The 22,511-nt window shown below is 63.1% G+C and carries 16 protein-coding genes; 2 read left to right on the forward strand and 14 right to left on the reverse strand.

What is annotated here, in order from left to right; translation table 11 throughout:
- Positions 1-128 precede the first annotated feature (128 nt).
- The 3 genes from pyk to F4Y38_15620 form a co-directional block, all read right to left on the reverse strand.
- Positions 129-1,574 carry a pyruvate kinase gene (gene pyk / locus F4Y38_15610; GenBank protein ID MXY50706.1) on the reverse strand — a complete coding sequence of 482 codons (1,446 nt, stop codon included), beginning with the start codon at positions 1,572-1,574 and terminating at the stop codon, positions 129-131.
- Between the two features lie 14 nt (positions 1,575-1,588).
- Entirely contained in the window at positions 1,589-4,837 is a 3,249-nt protein-coding gene (locus tag F4Y38_15615; protein MXY50707.1) for an isoleucine--tRNA ligase, read from the reverse strand.
- Positions 4,838-5,062: 225 nt separating this feature from the next.
- Positions 5,063-5,764 (reverse strand): M48 family metallopeptidase, encoded by a 702-nt coding sequence (locus F4Y38_15620; GenBank protein MXY50708.1) that lies wholly within the window; start codon positions 5,762-5,764, stop codon positions 5,063-5,065.
- A 285-nt stretch (positions 5,765-6,049) separates the two neighbouring features.
- Between F4Y38_15620 and F4Y38_15625 the strand changes: the two genes are divergently transcribed.
- Positions 6,050-7,450, forward strand: coding sequence for a sulfatase-like hydrolase/transferase (locus tag F4Y38_15625; protein ID MXY50709.1), 1,401 nt, complete (start codon positions 6,050-6,052; stop codon positions 7,448-7,450).
- A gap of 146 nt (positions 7,451-7,596) precedes the next feature.
- Here the strand turns inward: F4Y38_15625 and F4Y38_15630 are convergent, their stop codons facing one another.
- The 8 genes from F4Y38_15630 to F4Y38_15665 form a co-directional block, all read right to left on the reverse strand.
- Positions 7,597-9,273 carry a hypothetical protein gene (locus tag F4Y38_15630; protein MXY50710.1) on the reverse strand — a complete coding sequence of 559 codons (1,677 nt, stop codon included), beginning with the start codon at positions 9,271-9,273 and terminating at the stop codon, positions 7,597-7,599.
- Complete coding sequence (locus F4Y38_15635; GenBank protein ID MXY50711.1) at positions 9,261-9,839, reverse strand: RNA polymerase sigma factor; 579 nt, start codon at positions 9,837-9,839, stop codon at positions 9,261-9,263. The genes F4Y38_15630 and F4Y38_15635 overlap by 13 nt, the downstream gene beginning before the upstream one ends.
- 98 nt (positions 9,840-9,937) lie before the next feature.
- The gene (locus F4Y38_15640; protein MXY50712.1) at positions 9,938-12,865 is read right to left on the reverse strand and encodes a formate dehydrogenase subunit alpha; all 2,928 of its coding nucleotides are present in this window, start codon (positions 12,863-12,865) and stop codon (positions 9,938-9,940) included.
- Positions 12,858-14,531 (reverse strand): nitroreductase family protein, encoded by a 1,674-nt coding sequence (locus F4Y38_15645; protein MXY50713.1) that lies wholly within the window; start codon positions 14,529-14,531, stop codon positions 12,858-12,860. Before F4Y38_15645 ends, F4Y38_15640 begins: the two co-directional genes overlap by 8 nt.
- Positions 14,532-14,555: 24 nt before the next feature.
- Positions 14,556-15,323: a phosphodiesterase gene (locus F4Y38_15650; protein MXY50714.1), complete on the reverse strand. Its 768-nt coding sequence runs from the start codon at positions 15,321-15,323 to the stop codon at positions 14,556-14,558.
- 3 nt (positions 15,324-15,326) lie between these two features.
- On the reverse strand, positions 15,327-16,886 hold the full coding sequence (locus F4Y38_15655; protein MXY50715.1) for a leucyl aminopeptidase: 1,560 nt from the start codon (positions 16,884-16,886) through the stop codon (positions 15,327-15,329).
- Between the two features lie 96 nt (positions 16,887-16,982).
- Complete coding sequence (locus F4Y38_15660; protein MXY50716.1) at positions 16,983-17,207, reverse strand: zinc ribbon domain-containing protein; 225 nt, start codon at positions 17,205-17,207, stop codon at positions 16,983-16,985.
- A 62-nt stretch (positions 17,208-17,269) separates the two neighbouring features.
- Positions 17,270-18,601 carry a (Fe-S)-binding protein gene (locus F4Y38_15665; protein ID MXY50717.1) on the reverse strand — a complete coding sequence of 444 codons (1,332 nt, stop codon included), beginning with the start codon at positions 18,599-18,601 and terminating at the stop codon, positions 17,270-17,272.
- A 209-nt stretch (positions 18,602-18,810) separates the two neighbouring features.
- Here F4Y38_15665 and F4Y38_15670 point away from each other — a divergent pair, with 209 nt between their 5' ends.
- Positions 18,811-19,830 carry a dihydrodipicolinate synthase family protein gene (locus F4Y38_15670; protein MXY50718.1) on the forward strand — a complete coding sequence of 340 codons (1,020 nt, stop codon included), beginning with the start codon at positions 18,811-18,813 and terminating at the stop codon, positions 19,828-19,830.
- Between the two features lie 7 nt (positions 19,831-19,837).
- Here the strand turns inward: F4Y38_15670 and F4Y38_15675 are convergent, their stop codons facing one another.
- The 3 genes from F4Y38_15675 to F4Y38_15685 form a co-directional block, all read right to left on the reverse strand.
- Positions 19,838-20,896: a tartrate dehydrogenase gene (locus F4Y38_15675; protein MXY50719.1), complete on the reverse strand. Its 1,059-nt coding sequence runs from the start codon at positions 20,894-20,896 to the stop codon at positions 19,838-19,840.
- A gap of 98 nt (positions 20,897-20,994) precedes the next feature.
- Positions 20,995-21,561, reverse strand: a complete 567-nt coding sequence (locus tag F4Y38_15680; GenBank protein MXY50720.1) for a HEAT repeat domain-containing protein — start codon at positions 21,559-21,561, stop codon at positions 20,995-20,997.
- 13 nt (positions 21,562-21,574) lie between these two features.
- Positions 21,575-22,480 (reverse strand): hypothetical protein, encoded by a 906-nt coding sequence (locus F4Y38_15685; GenBank protein ID MXY50721.1) that lies wholly within the window; start codon positions 22,478-22,480, stop codon positions 21,575-21,577.
- Between the last annotated feature and the right edge of the window lie 31 nt (positions 22,481-22,511).

The following is a 22,511-nucleotide window of genomic DNA, read 5'->3' on the forward strand; positions in this document are numbered from 1 at the left end:
GATCCTCGCTTCCAATTCGTTGTGTATACAATGTATCTACAGGTCGACGTACCAACAGGTCGACATACCTACAGATCGATGTACCAACAGGTCGACATACCTAACAGGTCGCCGGGCAGCCCGTGCGGCTAGGGCACGGCGGCGACCCGGACGAAATCCGTGTGGCCCGGTCCCGCCGACGGCGATCCGCCGACGATGACGATGTGGTCACCCCGGCTGAGGCCGCCGGCCTCGCGGGCCGCGTCGAGCGACGTGCGAATCATCCCGTCCGTCGTGTCGAACTCGGCGCACAGCACCGGTTTAACGCCCCAGACCAAGGCGAGGCGGCGGACGGTCGCCACTTCGGGGCTGACGGCGATGATCGGCACGCTGATCCGGTGTCGTGCGGCCAACCGGGCGGTGTGCCCCGACCGCGTGCAGCAGACGATGGCCTTCGCGCCTGCTTCCAGGGCCAGTACGCAGGACGCATGGCTGATCGCCTCCGAAACCCCGGGCATCCCGCGCCGCTCCAGGTTGCCATGGGCCGTTCGCTGGAACAACCTGGCTTCGGCCTGTTCCGCGATGGATGCCAGCGCTCGCACGGCCTCCACCGGGTAGGCGCCGGTGGCGCTTTCTTCCGAGAGCATCACCGCGTCCGATCCGTCGAGAACCGCGTTGGCCACGTCGGCGGCCTCCGCCCGCGTGGGCCGTGGGCTCTCGACCATGGACCGCAGCATCTGCGTAGCCGTGACGACCGGCTGCGCGGCTTGCAGGGCCTTGGCGATGATGTCCTTCTGCACCAGCGGGACATCCTCGTACGGGATTTCCACGCCCAGGTCCCCCCGCGCGACCATGAGCGCATCCACGGCCGGGAGGATATCGTCCAGCGCATCCACGGCCTCCGGTTTCTCGATCTTCGCCATCAGGGGCAGGCTCGACCCCCGGCCGTCCAGCAGCCTGCGTGCGCTCAACACGTCATCCCGGTTCCGGACAAAGGAAAGCGCGGCCATATCCATCCCCATGTCGAGCCCTTCCAGCAGCAGTTCCCGGTCCTTTTCCGTGAAGGCGTTGATACCCTTTGCCCCACGCGGGACCGTGATGCCCTTGTGATCGGAGAGCGAACCGCCGAGGAGTACTTTGCATCGTATATCGGGCGGTTCCACCGCCTCGATACGCAGTTCGACCAGGCCGTCGGCCAGCAACAGGCGCTGTCCCGGGCGTACCTCCTCCGGTAGGCCTGCGTAATTCACCGACACCCTGGCCCGGCTGCCGGGCACTGGTTCCGCAGTCAGGGTGAAATCATCGCCCGCTCCGAGGTGAACGGGACCGTGCTGAAACGTCCCAATGCGGATCTTCGGGCCGGGCAGGTCCTGGAGGATCGCGACGGGCCTGCCGAGGTCGTCCGCGACGGACCGGATGTGGTGGACGCTGCGCCGGTGATCGTCCGGGGCGCCATGGGAGAAATTGAGACGGAATACATCTACGCCGGCCTCGAGTACCTGGCGGATCATCTCGGGCGAACGGATGGAGGGACCCACGGTGCAAACGATTTTGGTACGTCGCATCGGTCCGTCCTTTCGCGGGCCGGGCCGCATCAGGCAACCGAAGCCTACTTCAACACCCCGATGCGGGCGACGTGCTCACCGAGCCTGAGTTCGCCGGAATGGACATCCCCGGGTACGGGCTCGTCACGAAGCACCGTTGACAACGTTTCCGTCCTGATGTAGTCGGCGTGGGTATCGATGGCCTCGGCCAGGTCGCCGTCCGCCTCGTAGAAGAGCGTGATCCGGTCGTCCACGTTGAAATCGGCTTCCTTGCGAAGATTCTGCACGTGGCGGACGAAGTCCCGCATCAGTCCCTCGAGCAGGAGTTCGCGGGTTACCGTGGTGTCGATGGCGACTGTGCATCCGAAGCCCGATGTCACGGACAGCCCGTCGGCGTCTACCCGTTCGACCTCGAGCTCATCGGGCGACAGATCGACCCGTTCGCCATCCACGTCGAGCGTGAGGACCTCGCCGCCCGCGACGCGAGCGCCGGTCTCGTCTCCGTCCAGTGCCTCGAGCGCCTGCCGCACGGCGTTGAGCCGCTTGCCGAACCGGGGTCCCCACTTCGAAAAGACCGGCTTCACAGCGTATCCGCGAAACGCGTCCTCGCTGTCGACCAGATCGAGTTCCTTCACGTTCAGTTCTTCCAGGACCTGCGCCCGCAGCCGCTCGATGGTTTTGCCCTGCCGGGCATTCGCGGGTTTCACCAGCAGCCGGAAGGCCGGCTGGCGGACTTTCATCCGGGCATCGTTGCGCGCGGAGCGGCCCAGTTCGATCACCAGCATCAGGTCATCCATGTCGTCCATGAGATCCTGGTCGATCAGTTCGCCGGACGCCTCAGGGTATGCGCAGAGATGGACGCTTTCCGGTGCCGATGAATCTACGGGCGGGACCAGGCTCCGGTAGAGTTCCTCGGCGGAGAAAGGAAGTATGGGCGCGATCAGCCTGCTCATCGTCACCAGCACTTCGTAGAGCGTCTGGATGGCCGACTGCTTGTCCGCGTCATCGCCGCTCTTCCAGAAACGCCGCCGGCTCCGGCGGACGTACCAGGTGGAGAGCACATCGATGAACCGTTCCGTTTCGCGGACTACCGCCGCCGAATCGAAGTGGTCCATCCGGTCGTTGCAGTGGCGAATCAACTGGTGAATCCGCGAGAGTACCCACCGGTCGAGTTCGCTGCGGCCCGTTGCGGGAGCGGAAGCGGAAATCGGCGGGCAATCCGGAAGGTTGGCGTAGGTCACGAAGAACGCGTAGACGTTCCACAGCCGCAGCATCTTCCGGGTCACCTCCTCGGCGGGCCCGTAACCGAAACGGAAGACCATGTTCAGGGGAGCGCCGGCGTACTGCCACCTCATCACGTCGGCGCCCATGCGACCCGTGGCGTCCTCCACGGCGATGGCGTTGTCGCCGCTCTTGCTGAAGGGCTCGCCGTTTTCGTCTCTCATCTCTTCGTAGGTGAGCACGGCCTTGAACGGCGACCGGTCGTAGAGGGTCACCGACATGAACAACTGTGAATAGAACCACAGTCTGATCTGTTCCCGCATCTCCGTGATCCAGTCCGCGGGAGACCACGATTCCCAGGTGGATTCGGGACCGGGCGAGGCAACACCCTCCTTGTCTCTTTCGGCTTCCGGTCCACGCTCCGACCGGATCGTGCCTTCGATCCCCCTGTGCTCCGGCAGATAGTTCAAGGTCGAAAAGGGCACGATCCCGGCATCGAGCCAGCAGTCGCCCACTTCGGTCACCCTTCTCGCGGCCTCGCCGCACCGCTCGCAGGTGATTTCGATTTCGTCGATCCACGGGCGGTGGAGTTCGGGCAGATCGTCGACGAGGGCGGGATCCACCGCCCGTTCGCGCAGTTCGGCCGTGCTGCCTATGACATTGATATGGTCGCATTTCCCGCAACAGTAAAAGGGCAGGGGCAGTCCCCAGAAACGCCGGCGCGAAATGCACCAGTCTCCCATGTTGTCCAGCCAGTCCTGCATCAGGAGCCCGCTGTACTCGGGTACCCACCGGACCGTGTCGGCGGCCCGCTTCATCGGCGCCCTGATCTCGTCGGCGGAAATGAACCACTCGTCGGCCAGGCGGAAGACCAGCGGGGTTTTGCACCGCCAGCAGAAGGGATACCGGTGCGTATAGTCTTCCCAGCGGAACAGTACGTCCCTGGATTCCAGCTCGCGCTTGACGCCCTCGGCCGAATCCCGAACATGGGTGGCGGCGAGCGGACCGATGTCGTCCGTGAAATAGCCGTTTTCGTCGATCGGCACGATGATGGCCAGGTCCAGTTCCTGTCCGAGCTGATAGTCCTCGGCCCCGCAACCCGGCGCGATATGGACGATCCCAGTGCCTTCCTCGTCCGAGACCATGTCCCACGGGACGGTGGCGCGGTTGACCTCCCGCTGCGCGGGAAGATCCTCCAGCGGACCGTGGAACGGCAGGCCGATCAGGTCCTCCCCCTTTACCGTCTCGACGACTTCGGCTTCCGGCGGCAATACCGTCTCGACGAGCGATTTCATCAGGTAGTAGTGCGCGCCGTCCAGGACCGCTTTCGCGTATTCGGCTTCCGGATGCAGCGCCAGGGCCGTGTTGGCCGTCAGGGTCCACGGCGTGGTGGTCCAGACCAGGAAGTACTCGTCTTCACGGCCGCCAACGCGGCAGCGGAAGAAACAGGAGGGGTCGGTCTGTTCCTGGTAGGAGTCCACCAGTTCGTGCTGGCTCAGGCTGGTGCCGCACCGCCAGCACCAGGGCATGGACCGGTAACCCCGGTATAGCCATTTCCGGGCGTCACAGGCCTTGAGAAAGTGCCAGATGTGTTCGATGTTGTTGTCGTCCAGCGTGTAGTAGGACGCCGGATGGCCGTCTTCGTGGTACCACTGCATCCAGTGGCCCATGCGGATGGACTGCCGCGTGATCCGCTCCGCGTACTCGTCCACTCTCGCGCGGCACGCCCGGGAGAACTCCGCCAGGCCGAAGGTCTCGATATCCCGCTTCGAATCGAATCCCAACGCCCGCTCGACCTCGACTTCCACCCAGAGTCCCTGGCAGTCGAACCCGTTCTGCCACCGCTGGTTGAACCCCTTCATGGCCTTGTAGCGGCAGTACATGTCCTTGTACGTCCGACCCCAGGCGTGGTGGACGCCCATGGCGTTGTTGGCGGTAATCGGGCCGTCGATGAAGGACCAGGTGGGGCGATCCGCCAATTGCGCGCGCAACTTGTCGAAAATCCGATGCTCCGCCCACCACGCGAGAATGCGCTTCTCCATGGCGGGGTATTCCATCTTTCCGTCAAAGGGCTTGAACATCTGGCCAGACACTGGTAACTAGATACTCCAAAGGTTAAACGGTTTACGACGCCTCCTGCTGATTTAGCGCCACCCGGCATACGGAATCTTCTGCCTGAAAGAGCATATCGGCCGAACTGGAACGCCGGTCTGAAAATAGGCGGTAAGGGTCTGTTACACAAGGTAATTCTGGCCGGCGGGAGGGTGGATGGTCGGGCCGGCGGCCGGGCTGGAAACAACGATCACCGGGCGGTGATTTCAGTCCTTTCCTTCCATAATCGGGAACCGGTTCAGCTCGTCCCTGCGCATACGCCAGTCGGGCATGTACCGGTCGAGGATGCCCCAGAAGCGACGATTGTGGGAGGGCTCGATCAGGTGGGCCATTTCGTGGACGACCACGTACTCCAGGCATCGCATCGGCTTCTTGGCCAGCTCCAGGCTCAGCCAGATCCGGCCGTTTCGGACACTGCAACTTCCCCAGCGGGTTCTCATCTTCCGGATCCGCCATTCCTTCACCGACACGCCCATGAAGGGTTCCCACGCCGTGATCAGGCGCGGGATGCTCGTCTTCAACCTTTCGCGATACCAGGCGGCGAGCAGGTCCGCCCGCTCGTCCCGGCCGGTACCCGGACGAACGCGCATTTCCAGCGTCGAATCGCCCATGAGCCCGATGTGCGGCGGCCCTTCATGGGTGGTGACGTGCAATACACAGGCAATCCCCTCCACGAAATGGTGCTCTCCCGACGCGAAGACCCGGGCGGATTCCCGCTCCCTTTGGCGCTGTCTTTCCTGTTGCCGCCGGACCCAGGGCATCCGATTCGCCACGGCCTGGCGGATCGAATCGTCTCCGATGCGAAGCGGCGCGGATACCCTCAGGCGTCCGTCGGGCGGACCTACCCTGAGGTACAGGTGCCGGATTCGCTTCCGGTGGACTTCCACCTCGATATCGTCCACGCGCAAACGATATACCTTTGATGTCCTTGCCGCGGCGATAGGTTGCTCGCTTTCGGTCCGAGTCTTCGGCGGCCGGAACCGGTCGTTTCGGACCCGCCGTGAGTGCCCGTGTTCTCCTGACGATTCCGCAATATAGGACGGAAGGCGGACCTGCAAAAGGAGAACAAAGCGTTCCCCCCGACCGACTAACCAGTTTGACTTTGATCATGGCAACCCGTTAATATCCAGATTCACGATGAATCCTCCGAAGTCTGCAGCCGTACGAACCCTTAGCCAGGAAAGGGACGCGATTTGAGCCGCGATAAGCCCAATATCCTGTTCTTCTTTACCGACGACCAGCGCTTCGATACGATAAACGCGCTGGGGAACCCCCTTGTTCACACGCCCGCCATGGACCGGCTGGTCGCCCGGGGCGTTTCCTTAACGCACGCCCATATCCCCGGCGGTACATCGGCCGCCATATGCATGCCCAGTCGGGCCATGCTGCATACCGGCCGCACCCTGTTTCATCTCGACGGCGCCGGCGCGGACATACCGCCGGAGCACACGCTGATGGGGGAATACCTGCGGTCCCACGGCTACCGTACCTGGGGCACGGGTAAATGGCACAACGGCGTCCCGTCCTACGCCCGCAGTTTTTCGGACGGCGCGGAGATCTTCTTCGGGGGCATGGACGACCACTGGAACGTACCGGTCTTCGACTACGACCCGGAGGGGAAGTACGACGGCAAGCTGCTACAATGTCCGGATGCCTTCCACTCGAACAAAGTGAATGTACGGAAGGGGGACCACGTGCACGCCGGGCGGCACTCCAGCGAGATCTTCGCCGACTGCGCCGCCGAGTGGCTGAAGGAATATGATTCCGAAGATCCCTTCTTCATGTACGTCTCGTTCATGGCGCCCCACGATCCCAGGACGATGCCCCGGGAGTTCCTGGAAATGTATGATCCCGAGGACATCCCGCTGCCGCGGAACTTCATGGGCGGTCATCCCTTCGATAACGGCGACCTGAAGGTACGTGACGAAGTCCTGGAGACGTTTCCGCGCGATCCGGCGAGCGTGCGGCGCCACATTGCCGAATACTACGCGATGATTTCCCACCTGGACGCGCAGATGGGGCGGGTCATGCAGGTGCTGGAAGACCGTGGCATGGCGGACGACACCATCGTCGTCTTCGCCGGGGACAACGGCCTGGCGATCGGCCAGCATGGGCTGTTCGGCAAGCAGAACATGTACGAGCACAGCATACGCGTGCCCCTGGTCTTCTCAGGACCAGGCATCCCGCGCGGTGTCCGGCGCAGCGCTTACGCGTACCTGCTCGATATCTTTCCCACCCTGTGCGATCTGACGGGACTGGACACGCCCGGTTCCGTGGAAGGGGTGAGTCTGGCGCCGACGTTCGATGATCCCGCCGCACGCCCGAGAGACACGGTGTTCGCGGCCTACCGCCAGTGGCAGCGCATGGTGAAGGACGACCGGTTCAAACTGATCGAATACGTGGTCGACGGGCGCCGGACGACCCAGCTGTTCGACCTGGAACGCGACCCGCTGGAATGCCGCAATCTGGCCGGCGAAGCCGCTCATGCCGACCGGCTTGCAGGCCTTCGTTCCAGGCTTTTCGACTGGCGGGATGAATGGGGTGACGGGGACAGCGAATGGGGCCGGGCCTTCTGGGGTGGGTACGGCTCGTGAGGAACGGCTTGTGAAGGACGGCTCGTGAGGCATCTCACCCGGCGAATTCGAGGCACGGATGATATGAAGATCGGGCGACGACGTCCGAAAGTCCGAACGCGGCCGCCCGATCGGGTTCCACCTTTCTGATCTTACCTTTCCGTTCTTCAGGCCGCGGCCGCCCGGTTACCTGAGCTTCGGTACAGCGCTTGCCCCATGGCGCCCAGTCCGATGATGACCAGCAGCAGATTGATGACCCAGCCCACATAGGGCAGGCTGACGGCGATCAGGACCAGCACCAGGCCGGCGAGCAAGGGCAGCAGCATCGATCGGATATCGTGCTGTTTCGGCCGCAGGAGCGCGTTGCCCAGGAAATGGGCCACGACGATCTTGGACACGTACAGGCTCAACGCCCAGACGGCGGCAATGACCAGTCCGGCGGGCAGCCCGATGAGCGTCACGGCGAGCACGACCGCCAGGACCGGCGTGGCCGTGACCAGCACGAACCCGAGTCCCGCGGATGTAAGTATGCCATTCAGATTGTCCAGCGGCACGCGCCTGAGCGCGGGAAGGGCCCAGAGCAGCAGCAGACCCGACAGGAACGCCGTGACCAGCCACAGGGCCGTCCACGCGATGGTCCAGACGGACAGTATCCCGTCCTCGTCCGAATCCTGGCCCGGTTCGGGCACTTCCACGTTGGTTTCGCCGGCAACGTTCGCGGCGGAATCCACCTCCAGGCTCTCCTCATCGGGCAGCCCCACGTCGAGATTCCCGCCGATGGCAGCGGAAGATTGTACCGTTGCCAGACGGCCGCCGAAGGTTACGTCCCGCTTCACCTCGCCCGAAATCGTCAGTGTATTACCGAACACCGTGACGTTTCGGCCGACCGAACCGCCTACATGGATGTTTTCCCCGAAGGCGAAGAGGTCTCCTTCGATCGTTGCGTCAGGGCTGGAACGAAGCGACTGCGCGAATCCGTAGACGCTCTGACCGATAGAGTCTCCAATGCGGATGAACTGGCCGAACCCGGCGAATCCGCCACCCGCCCGTCCATCTACCTCGATGGTCCTGCCGAATGAATAGATGTCCCCATGGACCGAACCCGCGATTTCGATTGACTGGGCGAAGACAATCAGGTCTCCCGTCACTTCACCGTCGATCGTGACCACGCGGCCGGAGGCGATGAGGGTATCGTCGATGATTTCTCCGATATTGACCGAGACGCTTTCGCCGGATCGTATTTCGATGGCTTCCGCGGGACGGGCGTGTCCCAGCATCAGCAGCAACCCTCCGAGCACGACCAGCGTGCCGGTCGGTCTCCGCAACAGAAGGTACAGTGTAGCCAGCAGCATGATGAACGCGACAGCCAGGCCTACATCGCTTATCAGTGTAACCATGGTCGTACCTCCATTCTGGTAGTATTCGATGAAATAAGCTCCGGTGCTGAACAGCATGGACAACTGTCCGGAAACGTTCAGTGGATTCAGCCACTCTATGCTCCATGGAAGTTCCAGTCCCATCACCCAGCCAATTCCTAACCGCATCAGAGCCGCGATTCCGATAACGAGCCCCAGCAGCTTCAGTATGTGGATGGGCGAAGGCACGGAAACCGGTGTCGGTTGAGTTTCTCCAAGAAAGGCCTCCGTGTTTCCCACGATTTCGAAGAGAACGTCTCTCTCCCTGCGGAACGCCTGCACGAGGCCCTGGCACCGGGGGCAGTTTTCCAGGTGAGCAGTGAACGCCCGGGCTTCGGAACCGGCCAACTCGCCATCGGCATAGGTCGAGCAGACGATTTCGGATGGACACGCGTCCTGGTGCAATGATTCGTCGGTCATGGTCGGCATAATCCGGTCAACTCCTCTCGCAATCGTCTTCTGGCGCGGTAAATCAGTGTCGCTACCGTGTTCCGGTTCAGATTGAGCGCGTGGCCGATTTCGTCGTAGGTGAACTCGTTGTAATAGGCCAGTACGAGCGGCACGCGGTACCGGTCCGGGAGCGACTGTATTGCCGATCGCACCTGGTCCCCCTTTTCCGCCCGCACCATGATCTCCAGCGTATCCTCGGAAACCTTCGACGGACCGACCTGGTCGGGATCGGCGGATTCATAGAAATTCACCTCGCGGTTACGGCGCCGCAACCGGTCGAGACAGTGGTTGGTCGCCGTCTTGAGCAGCCAGTTAAGGGGCGATTTCGACGCGTCCATGGTGGACCGGTTCCGGTATGCCCGGAGAAAGACTTCCTGGGTCGCGTCCTCGGCTTCGTACACGGACTTCAGTAGATATCTGCAAAGCGCGAGAATCCGCCGGTGATGCGTCCGGTACGTCTCGTCAAATTCGAAACCCGTTGCGCTTTCGCCGCTCGCGGTCGTGTTCACAACCCTACTACGAATGGCGGAACGAGATAGTTTCATTTCCTGTTCCCCGAGCGAGGCCCCAGGCGCGTCATGATCTGTGAAACAGCAGAACGGATGTGGGATGAGTCGTGTCGGCGGCCTGCGGGAGACGCGTGCTAATCACTCGATGGCACAGGTTTCACGGCCACCGCACAGAACTTGAACTCGGGGATTTTGCCGTCGGGGTCCAGGGCATCGTTGGTCAGGATGTTGGCCGCGGCTTCCTTGAAGTGGAAGGGGATGAAGACGTTGCCGTCGGCCACGCGGCCGGAAGCCTTCGCTTTCAGCGTTATGGCGCCCCGGCGAGAGGATACGGACACCGGGTCGCCTTCTTCGACGCCCAGGCGTTCCAGGTCCCCGGGCGTCATCTCGACGAAGGGCTCCGGCGAAATGGCGTCGAGGGCCCGGGCGCGGCGCGTCATGGTGCCTGTGTGCCAGTGCTCCAGGACGCGGCCGGTATTCAGTACGAAGGGGTATGCGTCGTCCGGCAGTTCGTCCGGCGGCGCGAAGGATACGGGCGTGAACCGGCCACGGCCCCGGGGAAAGGCGCCGGTGAACAGCACGGGTTCTTCCAGGGGCCAGACCACGGTTTCCCGTTCCATCGCCTCGTAGGTGATGCCATTGAATATCGGGGTCAGCGCGACGATCTCCTCCCAGACCGATTCCGGTCCGTCGTATGCCCAGCGCGGGCCGCTCCCCCCCTGTTCCATGCGAATCATCCGGTTGGCCAGGTCGATCAGGATGTCCCCGTCCAGGCGGGCCTCGCCAGGCGGATCGATCGCCTGCCTGCCAATCTGCACCATGCGGTTCGTGTTGACGTAGGTGCCCCGCTTCTCCGCCGCGGTGGAGGCGGGCAGAATCACGTCGGCGAACTCCGCGGTCTCCGTCAGGAAGACGTCCTGCACGACGAGGAACGAGAGCCGCTGCAGGGCCTTTCTGACCTTGTTCATGTTCGGGTCCGAAAGGAAGGGATTCTCGCCCATCATGAGCATGCCCGCGATGCTTCCGTCGAGGGCGCCGTGCATGATTTCCACGACCGTCAGTCCGGAGTCCGGATCGAGCGCGGTATCCCATGCCTCCTCGAAACGCTTTCGCACCTGCGGGTCGTCCGCGGACTGGTAGCCGGGATAGAACCTCGGAATCAGTCCCACGTCCGAGGCGCCCTGCACGTTGTTCTGGCCCCGCAGCGGGTGCAGGCCCGTACCCCGTCGGCCGATGTTGCCCGTCATGAGGCAGAGGGAGATCAGTGCCCTCGCATTGTCCGTGCCGTTGACGTGCTGGCTGATGCCCATGCCCCAGAAGATCATCGCGCGCTCCGCCCGGCCGTACTCCAGGGCAATCTCCTCGATTACCGTAGGCGGAACGCCCGTGATCCGGGATGCCATCTCGGGCGTATAGCGTGCCAGGAAGGGTTCCAGGGCCTCGAAGCGTTCGGTGCGGCGCGCGATGAAGTCCCGGTCCTGCAGGCCCTCCCGCAGGATCACGTGCATCAGCCCGTTCAGCAGCGCGATGTCCGTGCCGGGCTTGAACCGCACGTACCGGGTCGCGTGATCGGCAATGGTCGGCCGCCGGGGGTCGAGCACGATCATCCGGACGCCCCGGGCCACGGCCTGTTTCATGTAGGATGCGGCGACGGGGTGGTTGTCTTCCGTGTTGGAACCGATCACGAATATGACATCGGTTTCAAGGACTTCCTGGAAGGCGTTGGAGACCGCGCCGCTGCCGATCGCCTCGGTGAGTGCCGCCACGGAAGAGGCGTGACAGAGGCGCGTGCAGTGGTCGACGTTGTTGGTGCCGAAGACCACCCGGATCAATTTCTGAAACAGAAAGGCCTCTTCATTGGTCACCTTGGCCGAACCGAAACCCGCCAGCGCGCCCGGACCCAGCGAGTTTTTGATCTCCAGCAGCCTGCGCGCCGCCAGGTCCAGCGCTTCGTCCCATTCGGCCTCGCGGAACACCTCCCGTATGCGGTCGTTCCATTCCGGTGAACGGAGCGAACGGCGGAAGTCCCGGTAGTCCTTGAAGTCCGCCGACAGCGGCTCTTTCGGATAGGCGTCTTCCCGGCGGACGAGGGGCCTGGTGAGCCGCTGGGGATGGTGCGTGTAGTCGTAACCGTACCGCCCCTTGACGCACAGCCGGCCCTCGGTGTGGGTATCGTCCCTGCCGGTGACGCCCTCGATTCGTCCGTTGCGCACGTGGTACGAGATCCCGCAGCCCACGCCGCAATAGGGGCAGATGGAATCGACCCGCCGCGAATTCTGCTCGGTTTCTTCGGGGTTTTTAGACGCGGCGTCGGGGTCGGTCCCAAGGGTATCGGACCCGTTCGCCGCGGCGTCGGAATCTATCGCCACAGAATCGGACCCGTTCGCCACGGAATCGACCAGGCGCTTGTCGGTGAGGGCGCCCGTGGGACAGGTGGCCACGCATTCACCGCAGGAGACGCAGGAAGACCCGCCCAGAGGCAGGCCGTTGTCGAAGGCGATACGCGTATCGCAACCCTTGCCCGCTCGACCGATGACGTCGTTCACCTGCACGTCGTCGCATGCGCGGATACACCGGTCGCACAGGATGCACGCGTTCAGCTCCACCGCGATGACGGGAGAGGACAGATCGGGCCGTATGGGCGGGTTGGCGCATGTGGCGGCGTTCGAGGATGCGGCGGCGAACCGCGACGGATCGGATCGAAGTTGAACACCCAGGCGTGCGAGTTCATCCTGTTCGGCGGGCTTTCGGCGGACTTCGGCATGCGGCTGCCCGGCCTCCATCAGTTCCACAAGGGTCCGGCGCGCCCTGCGCACCCGGTCCGTATCCGTGCGCACGGCCATGCCTTCTTCGACCTGCCGGATGCAGGCCGCCGGCAATATACGGGCGTTTTCCACGTCGACTACGCAGACGCGGCACACGGCAACCGGCTCCAGTTTGGGATCGTGGCAAAGGGTGGGGATGTCGATACCGGCGGAGCGCGCCGCTTCCCAGATCGTGGCGCCGGCCGACGCGGTCAGGCTTCTGCCGTCGATGGTCAGCGTGACGGTGCGGTTATTCATCCGGACTGCCCCCGGTTTTCTCCCCATGGCCCACTGGTTGACAGCCGCGCGATGCGAAGGCGGAGGGGAAATGCCGGAGCACCGAGGTAAGGGGCAGTGCGGCGGCCTGACCCAGGCCGCAGATCGAGGTGAGTTCCATCGTCTCGGCGACGTCCGCCACGGGTTCCAGCGCATCGGGCCGGGCGTCTCCCTCCAGGATCGTGTCCAGCAACCGGACCAGGTGCGCCGTGCCCGTCCGGCAGGGCACGCACTTTCCGCAGGACTCGTTGCGGAAGAATGTCACCGCGTTCCGGGCCATATCCACCATGTCCGTTCCTTCGGCCAGTACGATGACCGCCCCGGAACCCAGCATGGAACCGGCATCGGCGAGCGGTTTGAAATCCAGGGGGATATCCGCCATGGACGCCGGCAGGAAACCCGATGACGTTCCCCCCGGAGAGAAGGCCATGAGTTCGCGTCCCCCGGCAATACCGCCCCCGTAGTCCCGGATGAGATCGCAGACCCTGGTTCCGAGTGGTATCTCGTATACGCCGGGCCGGTTGACGTGGCCGCTCAGGGCGATGTACTTGCGTCCAACGGCGCCGTTTACCCCCTGGGACCGGAACCAGCCGGTGCCGCGCCGAAGGATAGCGGGCACCCACGCAAAGGTCTCGACATTGTTTATCAGCGTGGGCTGTCCGTGAAGCCCGTGCGTGCCGGGAAACGGCGGCTTGTTGCGGGGCTCGGCCCTTTTCCCTTCCATCGCTTCGAGCAGGGCCGTCTCCTCGCCGCAGATGTACCCTCCCGGACTGTCGAAGATCTCGAGGTGAAACGAATGCGCCGAATCCAGCAGGCCGTCTCCCAGGTAGCCGGCCGAATAGAACGCCTTGATCGTCTGCTCGAGCACTTCGCGCTCACGGTCGTATTCGTGGCGCAGGAACAGGAATCCCCGATCGGCCCCTACGGCGAGACCGCCCAGGATCAGGCCCTCGACAACGAGATGGGGGTAATGGTATAGGATCTCGCGGTCCTTGAACGTGCCAGGTTCGCTCTCATCCGCGTTGCAGATCGCGTACTTGACGCCGGACGCCGTCTTTCGTACGAGTTCCCACTTGACGCCGGTCTGGAATCCCGCCCCGCCCATGCCGCGCAGCCCACTGTCCTTGATGGTCTGCACCAGGCCTTCTGCGTCTCCGCGCGAGACCCAATGTTTCAGGGATTCCGCGGCCATCGGGTGATCATAGGGATCGATGCATCCCGGATTGACCGCTCGCCGGACGGGCTGGCGGGCGATCTTCCCGTCGGCGGCCAGGCGGGAAACATACCGGCCGAGTCGCTCCCCGGTCATGGACAGATAGCTGCGGCCGTTGATCGAGACCGCCGGCGCGCCGTCGCACTGGCCGAGACAGGAAACCGCGGAGACCTCCCACTGGTCCAGGCCGGCATTGCGCACGGATTCCCGCAGGGTCTCCAGCACGTCGCAGGCCCCGTGGAGATGGCAAGAAAGATCGGTACAAACGCGCAGGTCGGCCGAGGGAGGCGGTTCCAGCCTGAAATGAGGATAAAAGCTGGCCACGCCATGGATCTCGTAAAGCGGAATGCCCTTGCGTTCGGACAGGGATTTCAATTCCTCTTCGGGCAGAAATCCGTGACGCGCCTGTATTGCTCTCAGATCATCGATCAACATGAACCGGGTCCGGATAAGAAACGGTTACTGGCTGAGCTGGTGTATCGAGGTCTTCCAGCGCGGGCCGTCGATATCGACGATGCGGAAGGCCGCGGGCTCGTCCGTCGCGATGACGCGGGAGCCGTCCGGCCTGATCACGGGGTCCTTCCGAAACTGCAGGCCCACACTCGGCGCCGTCAGGACCGTGGCGCAGCCCAGGTCCATGCGGAAGTCATGGTGCACGTGGCCGCACAGAATCAGACGCAACGCGGCCGCGGCCCCGCAGATGTGCAGAAATCGCTCGTTATCCAACAGGATCAGTTCATCCATCCAGGCAACGCCGACAGGTACGGGCGGGTGATGCATGCAGATGACCGATGGCAGGCCGGTAGCAAGCTCTTGCTCCATCCAGTCCAGCTGGTCGTCGTCCAGCCTTCCCGAAACCTCGCCCTCGTCCTGGGTGTCGAGCACTATAATCCGGTAGCCCGACCGGTTCAGGGAATAGTAATAGGGGGCCGAATCCGCCCCGGTCTCTTCCAGCATGATCATCCGGAAGACCGGCCTGTAGTCGTGGTTGCCCAGGGCCATGTGACAGGGAAAACGAAGACGGGTGAGGATGTCCTTTAAGGCCCGGTAGGATGCTTCGGTTCCGTCGTTGCTCTGGTCGCCCGTCATCACGACGAGATCGGGTGAGGGGCTCAACCGGTTGACGGCGTTCACGGCGGCCCGAAACCGTTCCAGGGTATCCTGTCCGTGCACGGGCTGTTGTTCCGCGGGAACGATGTGGGGATCGGAAAGTTGGACGATGCGCATGGATCAGCTTTTCCAGTCCTTTACCAGTTGCAGCAACAGGCGCACCCCCACTCCCGTGGCTCCTTTCGGGCAATATGGCTTGCCCGCATCCGTATATGCGGTCCCCGCGATGTCCAGATGTACCCAGGGACGTTCGATGAACTTCGCCAGGAACGCGCCCGCGGTCAGTGCGCCGGCCCACCGTCCCCCGGTGTTCTTCACGTCGGCGATATGGCTCTTGATCTGGTCGTGGTATTCCTTCCACAGCGGAAGCGGCCAGACCCGTTCTCCCGCGGCCTCTCCGGCGGACTGTACCCGGTCCTGCAACCCGTCGTCGTTGCCCATCATCCCGGTCGCGGCATAACCGAGGGCGACGACGCACGCCCCCGTCAACGTGGCCAGGTCGATCACCGCGGCCGGGCTGTACCGATCCGCGTACTCCAGGGCGTCGGCGAGTACGAGGCGCCCTTCGGCGTCTGTGTTGATCACTTCGATCGTCTTGCCCGTGCGGGTCGTTATGATGTCGCCGGGTTTCAGCGCCCTGCCGTCCGGGAGGTTTTCGGTGGCCGGAACGAGTCCCACCACGTGCAGGGAAGGTTTCGACAGGGCGATGGACCGCATCGCGCCGATCACGGCGGCCGCACCGGACATGTCGTGCTTCATTTCCTCCATGCCGCCGCTCGATTTGATGGATATACCTCCGCTGTCGAAGGTGATGCCCTTGCCGATGAATACGAGCGTATCCGTCCCGTCGGACGCTTCACCATGTTCCAGCACGATAAAGCGAGGCGGCTCCTCGCTGCCCGCGTTGACGGCGAGCAGGGCGCCCATGCGCTCCTTTGCGATGTCCTTCCGCGTCAGGACGCGGCAATTCAGTCCAGTTTCCCCGGCCATCTTCCGGGCGGCGGCGGCCAGCTTGCGCGGGGTCATCGCATTGCCGGGCGCGTTGGAAAGATCCCGTGCCATGGTCGTTCCCTCGGCGCTTATCTGGCCGGCTTCGATCCCGTCCCTGATTTCATAGGCCTGCGCCCGTTGCGGCGTCACGACGGCCACCGAATCGAGCCCGGGTCGATCTTCATCGCCGGATTTGAAGTCTTCGTACCGGTATGCGCCAAGCAACAGGCCTTCCACCGTGGCCTGCGCGCAATCCCGAAGATCGAATACCGGTGCGCCGGGTGCGTCCGGTCCATTCGGTCCATCCGGTCCGCCCGGTCCGCCCGATCCGTCCGGCCCGTCCGGTCCGTGCACGACTATGGACAGTTCGGATACCCCGAGTTTCAGCGCCCTTCTGACGGCTACGCCGGATGCGCGCCGTGCCGTTTCAAGGGAGAATTCATCGCGCGATCCGAGTCCCACGAGGATAATACGGCCCGGCGGCGCCTGGCCGAGCGGATACAGCACCGCGACTTCCTGGTCTCCGCCCTTGAAATCTCCCAGTGCCAGCACGTCGCGCAGATACCGGTGCAAGGCGGATTCAATGACCGCGGCGTCGCTCTCCTCGAGCCGTTCCTCCTTGAACAGCCCAATAATCACAGTAGTGTCGGCTTCCGATCCGATCCGTCCGATTTTCACGTCTATTTGCATGCGCTTCTGTCCGTATTGGAGCGTTCCGTGGTCCCGTGCCGCAAATCGGGATACCAGTCCGAGTGCACTGCCGTCCAGTGAAGGGGATTCATGAGATCAATGATGGCATCCGCAGGCTGGTCCACATGGCGCGGAGGGAACGGGTGCCGGGGTTGCCTCGGCGTCTTTTGCCGATACCGCCGTTGCGAAAGTGGAGAACTTCTTGACCACGTCGTCAGCTGAGCACGTGGGACAGGAAATGCTTTCCGATGCGGCCGCGTTCATTACGAGCATTTCGAAATCCAAGTCACAAAGGGTGCAGTGGTATTCAAAGACTGGCATGGCAGGATACGCTCCTGTTGGGGTTGCGGCGCCGGGCCGGAGCCCGTTCGCGTTTGATCCGGTTACGCTCCGTCAGATGCGGCTTGCTGAACGTTCACTTCTTCCTCGTGCTTCAGGCGGTAGGCCCGGTCGAGCAGTTCCACCGGGTGAAGCACCTCGATCTCACCGCCGTCCCGGTTTATGCCGTGCCGGATCTGCAGGATGCAGCCGGGATTGCCGGTGGCCACTACGTCGGGCGCAGCCTGCCTGACGTGGTTCATCTTGCGCGCGAGCAGCCGGTCCGCCATGGCGGGATGGGTAATGTTATAAATGCCGGCGCTGCCGCAGCACCAGTCCGATTCTTCCAGTTCGACGAGCTCGAGGCCGGGAATCAGGCTCAGCAGGTCCCGGGGCTCTTCGCGGACGCGCTGTCCGTGGGCGAGGTGGCAGGCATCGTGATAGGCGACCCGTGCCCGGACCGGTCCCATGTCCTCCTTGACGGGTATCCCTGCGAGAAACTCGTGAACGTCTTTGACCTTGTCCGCAAAGACGCGGGCACGGTCGTGGTAGTCCGGATCCGCGGCCAGCAGGTCGCCGTACTCCTTCAACTGCGCGCCGCATCCCGCGGCGTTGATGATGACGGCATCCACTTCCGCCCGCTCGAAAGCATCGATGTTCCTGCGGGCCAGTGATTCGGCCACCACGCGCTCGCCGCTGTGTACCTGCAGCGCGCCGCAGCAGGTCTGGGCCTCGGGAAGGACCACGTCGCACCCGTTTTCGTTCAACACGCGGACCGTAGCGGTATTTACGTGGGTGAACATCTCGTTCATCACGCATCCCGTAACCAGCCCCACCCGGTAGGCCGCCGTCTCCCGTGCAGGAGAGAACGGCCGTAGCTCCGCCTTCATCGAAGCGCTGGGCATGTCAGGCATCATGGCCTCCATGCCGCTCAGGCGGGAAGGTAGCCATTTCGTCAGGCCCAGATTGCGCGCGAGTTTTTGTATGCCAAGCGCCTGGTACCAGCGTAAAGGCAGGAAAACCACGGAGAGCAGGAATCGGGACGGCAGCAGACGCTCGAACACCAGGTTCCGGAAAAGCCGGCCGAGCAAGGGCCGCGGCCGCTTCTCGACGATCTCCGCCCGGGCTGCTTCCACGAGGCTGCCGTAGTGGACACCCGCGGGACAGGCCGTTTCGCAGGCCCGGCAGTCCAGGCACCCGCTTATGTGCGTCTCGAAGTGATCCGTCAGTTCGATACGCCCGTCCGCGTAGGCCCGCATCAGGTGGATGCGGCCGCGGGGGGAGTCCATTTCCACACCGAGTTCGGTATAGGTCGGACAGGCGGGAAGACACAGTCCGCAGTGCACGCAATCCAGAAACTTGTCGTATTCGTGTACCAGTCTGTTCTGCGTGCTCATGCTATGCGGATTCCGTTCTTGCGCGGGAGGGTGCACCGGCCGGCCTATTTGGAAGGATGCATCGGCCGGTCTATTCGCATCGGTCGGCCTTTTCGGCCGGGTGATGATCGTAGTATAACTATAGTTTAACCGTATATTGTCAAGCAGTTTATGGCCATTCCGCAATGTGAAATAACCCTTCCAAAATCCTCCGTTCGATTTACCTTCTCATGATACGCGCGCTGTTGCGCTTCAGCGTGTCGACGCTCGTTGACGCTCCCACTCTTGTTGCGCGACCAGGGAACATCCATTACGTAAAACCGTCTTTATTAAAAACTACGAGTCGACAGGAAGGAGCCGATTGCATGTCCGCGTTCGAAGGTATTCTGCCCGCTATCATCACCCCGATGCACAGCGACGGCAGTTTCAATGAAGAGGCGTTCCGCCGGGTCATGGAATTCAATATCGAGGCCGGTGTCCACGGATTCTGGATCGCGGGCGGGACGGGGGAAAGCATCCTGCTCAGCGACGAGGAGAACATGCGGATCGCTACGGCGTCCGCGGACCAGTCCCGGGGCCGGGTAAACAATATCATGCATGTCGGCGCCGCGACCACGGAAAGGGCGGCCCGGCTGGCCGAACATGCCGCGGGCGCCGGGGTGGAGGCCATCTGCTGCGTGCCGCCTTTCTTCTATGGCCGGACCGACGAAGCCATCGCCGAACACTACCGCGTCGTAGCGGCCGCGGCGGACCTTCCCCTGTTCGTCTACAACCTGCCCCAGTCCACGGGCGTGGAGATCACACCTGCACTGATGAAGAAGATCCAGGATAAGGTGCCGCAACTGACCGGACTCAAGCACTCGTCGCAGGTTTTTGCCAACGTGCGCAGCTTCTCGGCCATGGGGCTGAATTGCCTGGTAGGCAACCACCAGTTAATGCTCCCGGCCCTGACGATCGGCGCTACGGGCTGTGTGGACGGACCGCCGGTTATAGCGCCGGAATACTGGGTGGAAATCTGGAAGGCCTACCGTGCGGGGGATCTCGTACGGGCCCAATCCGCGCAGGACCGCGCCAGCGGGGTGTGGGTCTCTCTGGGCGCGTGCGGCGGCGAGTTCCATTCGGTAGCCAAGGCGGCCCTCAGCGAGCGGTTGGGCATCGAATGCGGGACGGCGCGACCGCCGGGAAGACCCTTGTCGATGAAACAACGGGAAGCACTGCGCGGGACCGTGGCCGAACTCGGTCTCGTGTAACGGACCGTCATTTCGATAGTCGCCTGACGATGTCGTCGCCCACTTCCACGGTACTCGACCCGCCCCCGATGTCGGGCGTGCGAACCCGCCCTTCGGCGAGGTTCTCCGATACCGCTTCGCGAATGGCCGCTCCGGCCCTTTCGTCACCCAGAAACTCGACCATCATGGCCGCCGCGAGGATCGTGGCTATGGGATTGACCTGGCGCTTTCCGATGAGTTCGAAGGCTGACCCGTGGACCGGCTCGAACATGGAGGGATGAATCCGTTCGGGGTTCAGGTTCGCGCTGGGCGCAAGCCCCATACTGCCCACGGTGATCGCCGAAATATCGGTCAGGATGTCGCCGAAGAGGTTCGAGGCCACCACGACGTCAAAATCCTGGGGCCGGCGCACGAAGTCCATGGCCGCCGCGTCGATGAGAAGGGATTCGGTCTCGACGTCTCCGTACTCCGCCTTCACGCTGTCGAATACCTCGTCCCAGAAAACCATGCCATGGCCCTGGGCGTTCGACTTCGTGATGGACGTGACCTTGCGCCGGCCGTCACGGCGCCGCGCTTCCTCGAAGGCGTAGTGGATGATGCGCTCGGTGCCGTGCCGCGTGAAGACTGAGGTCTGAACCGCGACCTCCTGGTCGGTCCGTTGATACACCCGCCCTCCGATATCGGCGTATTCCCCTTCGGTATTCTCCCGGATGACCACCAGGTCGATGTCGCCGGCCCCCTTTCCCGCCAGGGGAGACTGCACGCCCGCGTACAGGTAGGCGGGCCGGACGCAGGCATACTGGTCGAATCTGCGCCGAATCGGGAGAATCAGGTTGTTCAGGGTGATGTGGTCCTGCACCTCCTCGTCGCCGACCGCGCCGAAGAAAATGGCGTCGAAGGTCGCGAGCCGTTCCAGCCCGCCCTCGGGAATGAACCTTCCCGTCCGCTTGTAGCGATCGGAACTCCAGTCGAAACGGGTGAAACGAAAGGCCGGGGCCCCCAGAGCTTCGAGCGCCTTGATGCCTTCCTCGATGACTTCGGGACCGACGCCGTCTCCGCCGATCACGGCGATTTCATAATTGGGCATGTTAGAATGAACCGATGTGCCTTTCCAGGGTTAGTCGTCAGGGAAGCGTGGATCAGGGGGATTTCACTCAGGTCGAGGCAGCAAGGCATGTGCGCTGTTCAGGAGTCGACGCCTCCGGCGGAACATTCTTCGCAAATCCACGCGGCGCGGGTCATCCCGCCCGCGGGGATCTCCGTCTCGTAGTCCTGTAAAACCGGCACCCGGGTCCTGCCGCAGAAGTCGCATTTGCCGGTCAGCTTTGGATGCCTGCCAGCCGGCTTTTCCTCACGGATCCGGGACACCATGTCTTCATTGAGAAACGGTTTGGCGAACTGCCGCGCGAATCCGAGCACCTGACGGTCCGTTTCGGTATCCAGCGCACGGCGGACGATGGGTTCGAAGGCCGGATCGGTGGGACAGCCTCCGTCCTCCAGCGTATGCCATGCCCGCCGGCGGACCCGGGCGTCTTCATCCTCCATCATCCGGTAAAGCGCCTTCCAGACTTCCTCGTTTCGGTGACGGACGTGGCACGGACACATGTAGGTCGCGGCAACGATACGGTCTTCGGGATCTCCGCTTTCGGACAGGCGCAGGAGTTCCGCGATGTCTTCACGGCTCACGCGTTCCTCGCCCGGCTTCCGCCAGGCCTTCTGGTGACGGTTGAGTCCGCTGTTCCGTCTGCCCATCGCTTTGTCCTGGTCAGAGTTGCTGCACGGGATTGGAGAGCACGCCGATCTGGGGAGAGGCGATCATCACGATGTCGTCCTCTCGCAGTCCCAGATCGTTCGGCACGATGATGCCCGTGCCCGTGGAAACGACCGTACCCGCGGGGATCAGGTTGTCCCGGTAGAGGTACTCGTTCAACTCCTCGAAACTGCGCGCCAGCTGCGAAGTGTTGGCCTCTCCCTCGAACACGACGGCGTCGTCCCGCAGAATCCGGCAATGAATGTCGATATCGTAGGGATCGTCGATCTCGTCCGCGGTGACCAGCGCGGGTCCGAGCGCGCAACAGCCCTGGTAGATCTTGGACTGGTTGAGGTAGAGCGGATTCGCCTTCTCGATATCCCAGGCCGAAACGTCGTTGCACAGGGTGTAGCCGACGATTTCGCCTTCATCGCCCAGCACGTAGGCCAGTTCGGGCTCGGTGGCGGTGAAGTTCGAGTCGCCGCGCACGCAAATGGGCGCGTTGGGTCCGGAACAACGGGACGCGGTGGCCTTGAAGAAGGATTCGGGCCGGTCGGACTGGTATACCTGGTCATAAATGGTCTGCTGGGCGTCGTCGTCCCTGAATTCGGCGCTCCGCTTGTAGGTCACGCCAAAGCCCCACACCTCGGGCGAGAAGATCGGTACCATCAGGTGCGGGACGCCCACGTCCGGCGTAACGTCGAGCGATTCGTAGGTAAACCCGGTCAATTGGCCGTCGTAGTCGTTCATGGCGCGTTCGACGAGCTCGGAAAGCGAGAGACGAGCCGTTCCGGATACGTACAGGAGGTCGTTGACGGTCTCCACCTCCGGCATGACCTCTGAAAGGTCGATGACCTGGTCGTCCTGGAAGATGCCCACGCCGGACTCCTGGCCGGGTTCGTAGAATTGAACCAGTTTCATTCGAGATTCCCCGTATTCAAGGAGTGTTTTA

The organism is Gemmatimonadota bacterium (assembly GCA_009838645.1).
In the GTDB taxonomy this organism is placed as follows: domain Bacteria; phylum JAAXHH01; class JAAXHH01; order JAAXHH01; family JAAXHH01; genus JAAXHH01.

Excerpts from the sequence above, each read along its gene's own strand:
- pyk (MXY50706.1), bottom strand. The coding sequence starts at position 1,574 with ATGCGGCCCGGCCCGCGAAAGGACGGACCGATGCGACGTACCAAAATC.
- F4Y38_15630 (MXY50710.1), bottom strand. The coding sequence starts at position 9,273 with ATGCCGACCATGACCGACGAATCATTGCACCAGGACGCGTGTCCATCC.
- F4Y38_15635 (MXY50711.1), bottom strand. The coding sequence starts at position 9,839 with ATGAAACTATCTCGTTCCGCCATTCGTAGTAGGGTTGTGAACACGACC.
- F4Y38_15640 (MXY50712.1), bottom strand. The coding sequence starts at position 12,865 with ATGAATAACCGCACCGTCACGCTGACCATCGACGGCAGAAGCCTGACC.
- F4Y38_15645 (MXY50713.1), bottom strand. The coding sequence starts at position 14,531 with ATGTTGATCGATGATCTGAGAGCAATACAGGCGCGTCACGGATTTCTG.
- F4Y38_15650 (MXY50714.1), bottom strand. The coding sequence starts at position 15,323 with ATGCGCATCGTCCAACTTTCCGATCCCCACATCGTTCCCGCGGAACAA.
- F4Y38_15655 (MXY50715.1), bottom strand. The coding sequence starts at position 16,886 with ATGCAAATAGACGTGAAAATCGGACGGATCGGATCGGAAGCCGACACT.
- F4Y38_15660 (MXY50716.1), bottom strand. The coding sequence starts at position 17,207 with ATGCCAGTCTTTGAATACCACTGCACCCTTTGTGACTTGGATTTCGAA.
- F4Y38_15665 (MXY50717.1), bottom strand. The coding sequence starts at position 18,601 with ATGAGCACGCAGAACAGACTGGTACACGAATACGACAAGTTTCTGGAT.
- F4Y38_15670 (MXY50718.1), top strand. The coding sequence starts at position 18,811 with ATGATACGCGCGCTGTTGCGCTTCAGCGTGTCGACGCTCGTTGACGCT.
- F4Y38_15675 (MXY50719.1), bottom strand. The coding sequence starts at position 20,896 with ATGCCCAATTATGAAATCGCCGTGATCGGCGGAGACGGCGTCGGTCCC.
- F4Y38_15680 (MXY50720.1), bottom strand. The coding sequence starts at position 21,561 with ATGGGCAGACGGAACAGCGGACTCAACCGTCACCAGAAGGCCTGGCGG.
- F4Y38_15685 (MXY50721.1), bottom strand. The coding sequence starts at position 22,480 with ATGAAACTGGTTCAATTCTACGAACCCGGCCAGGAGTCCGGCGTGGGC.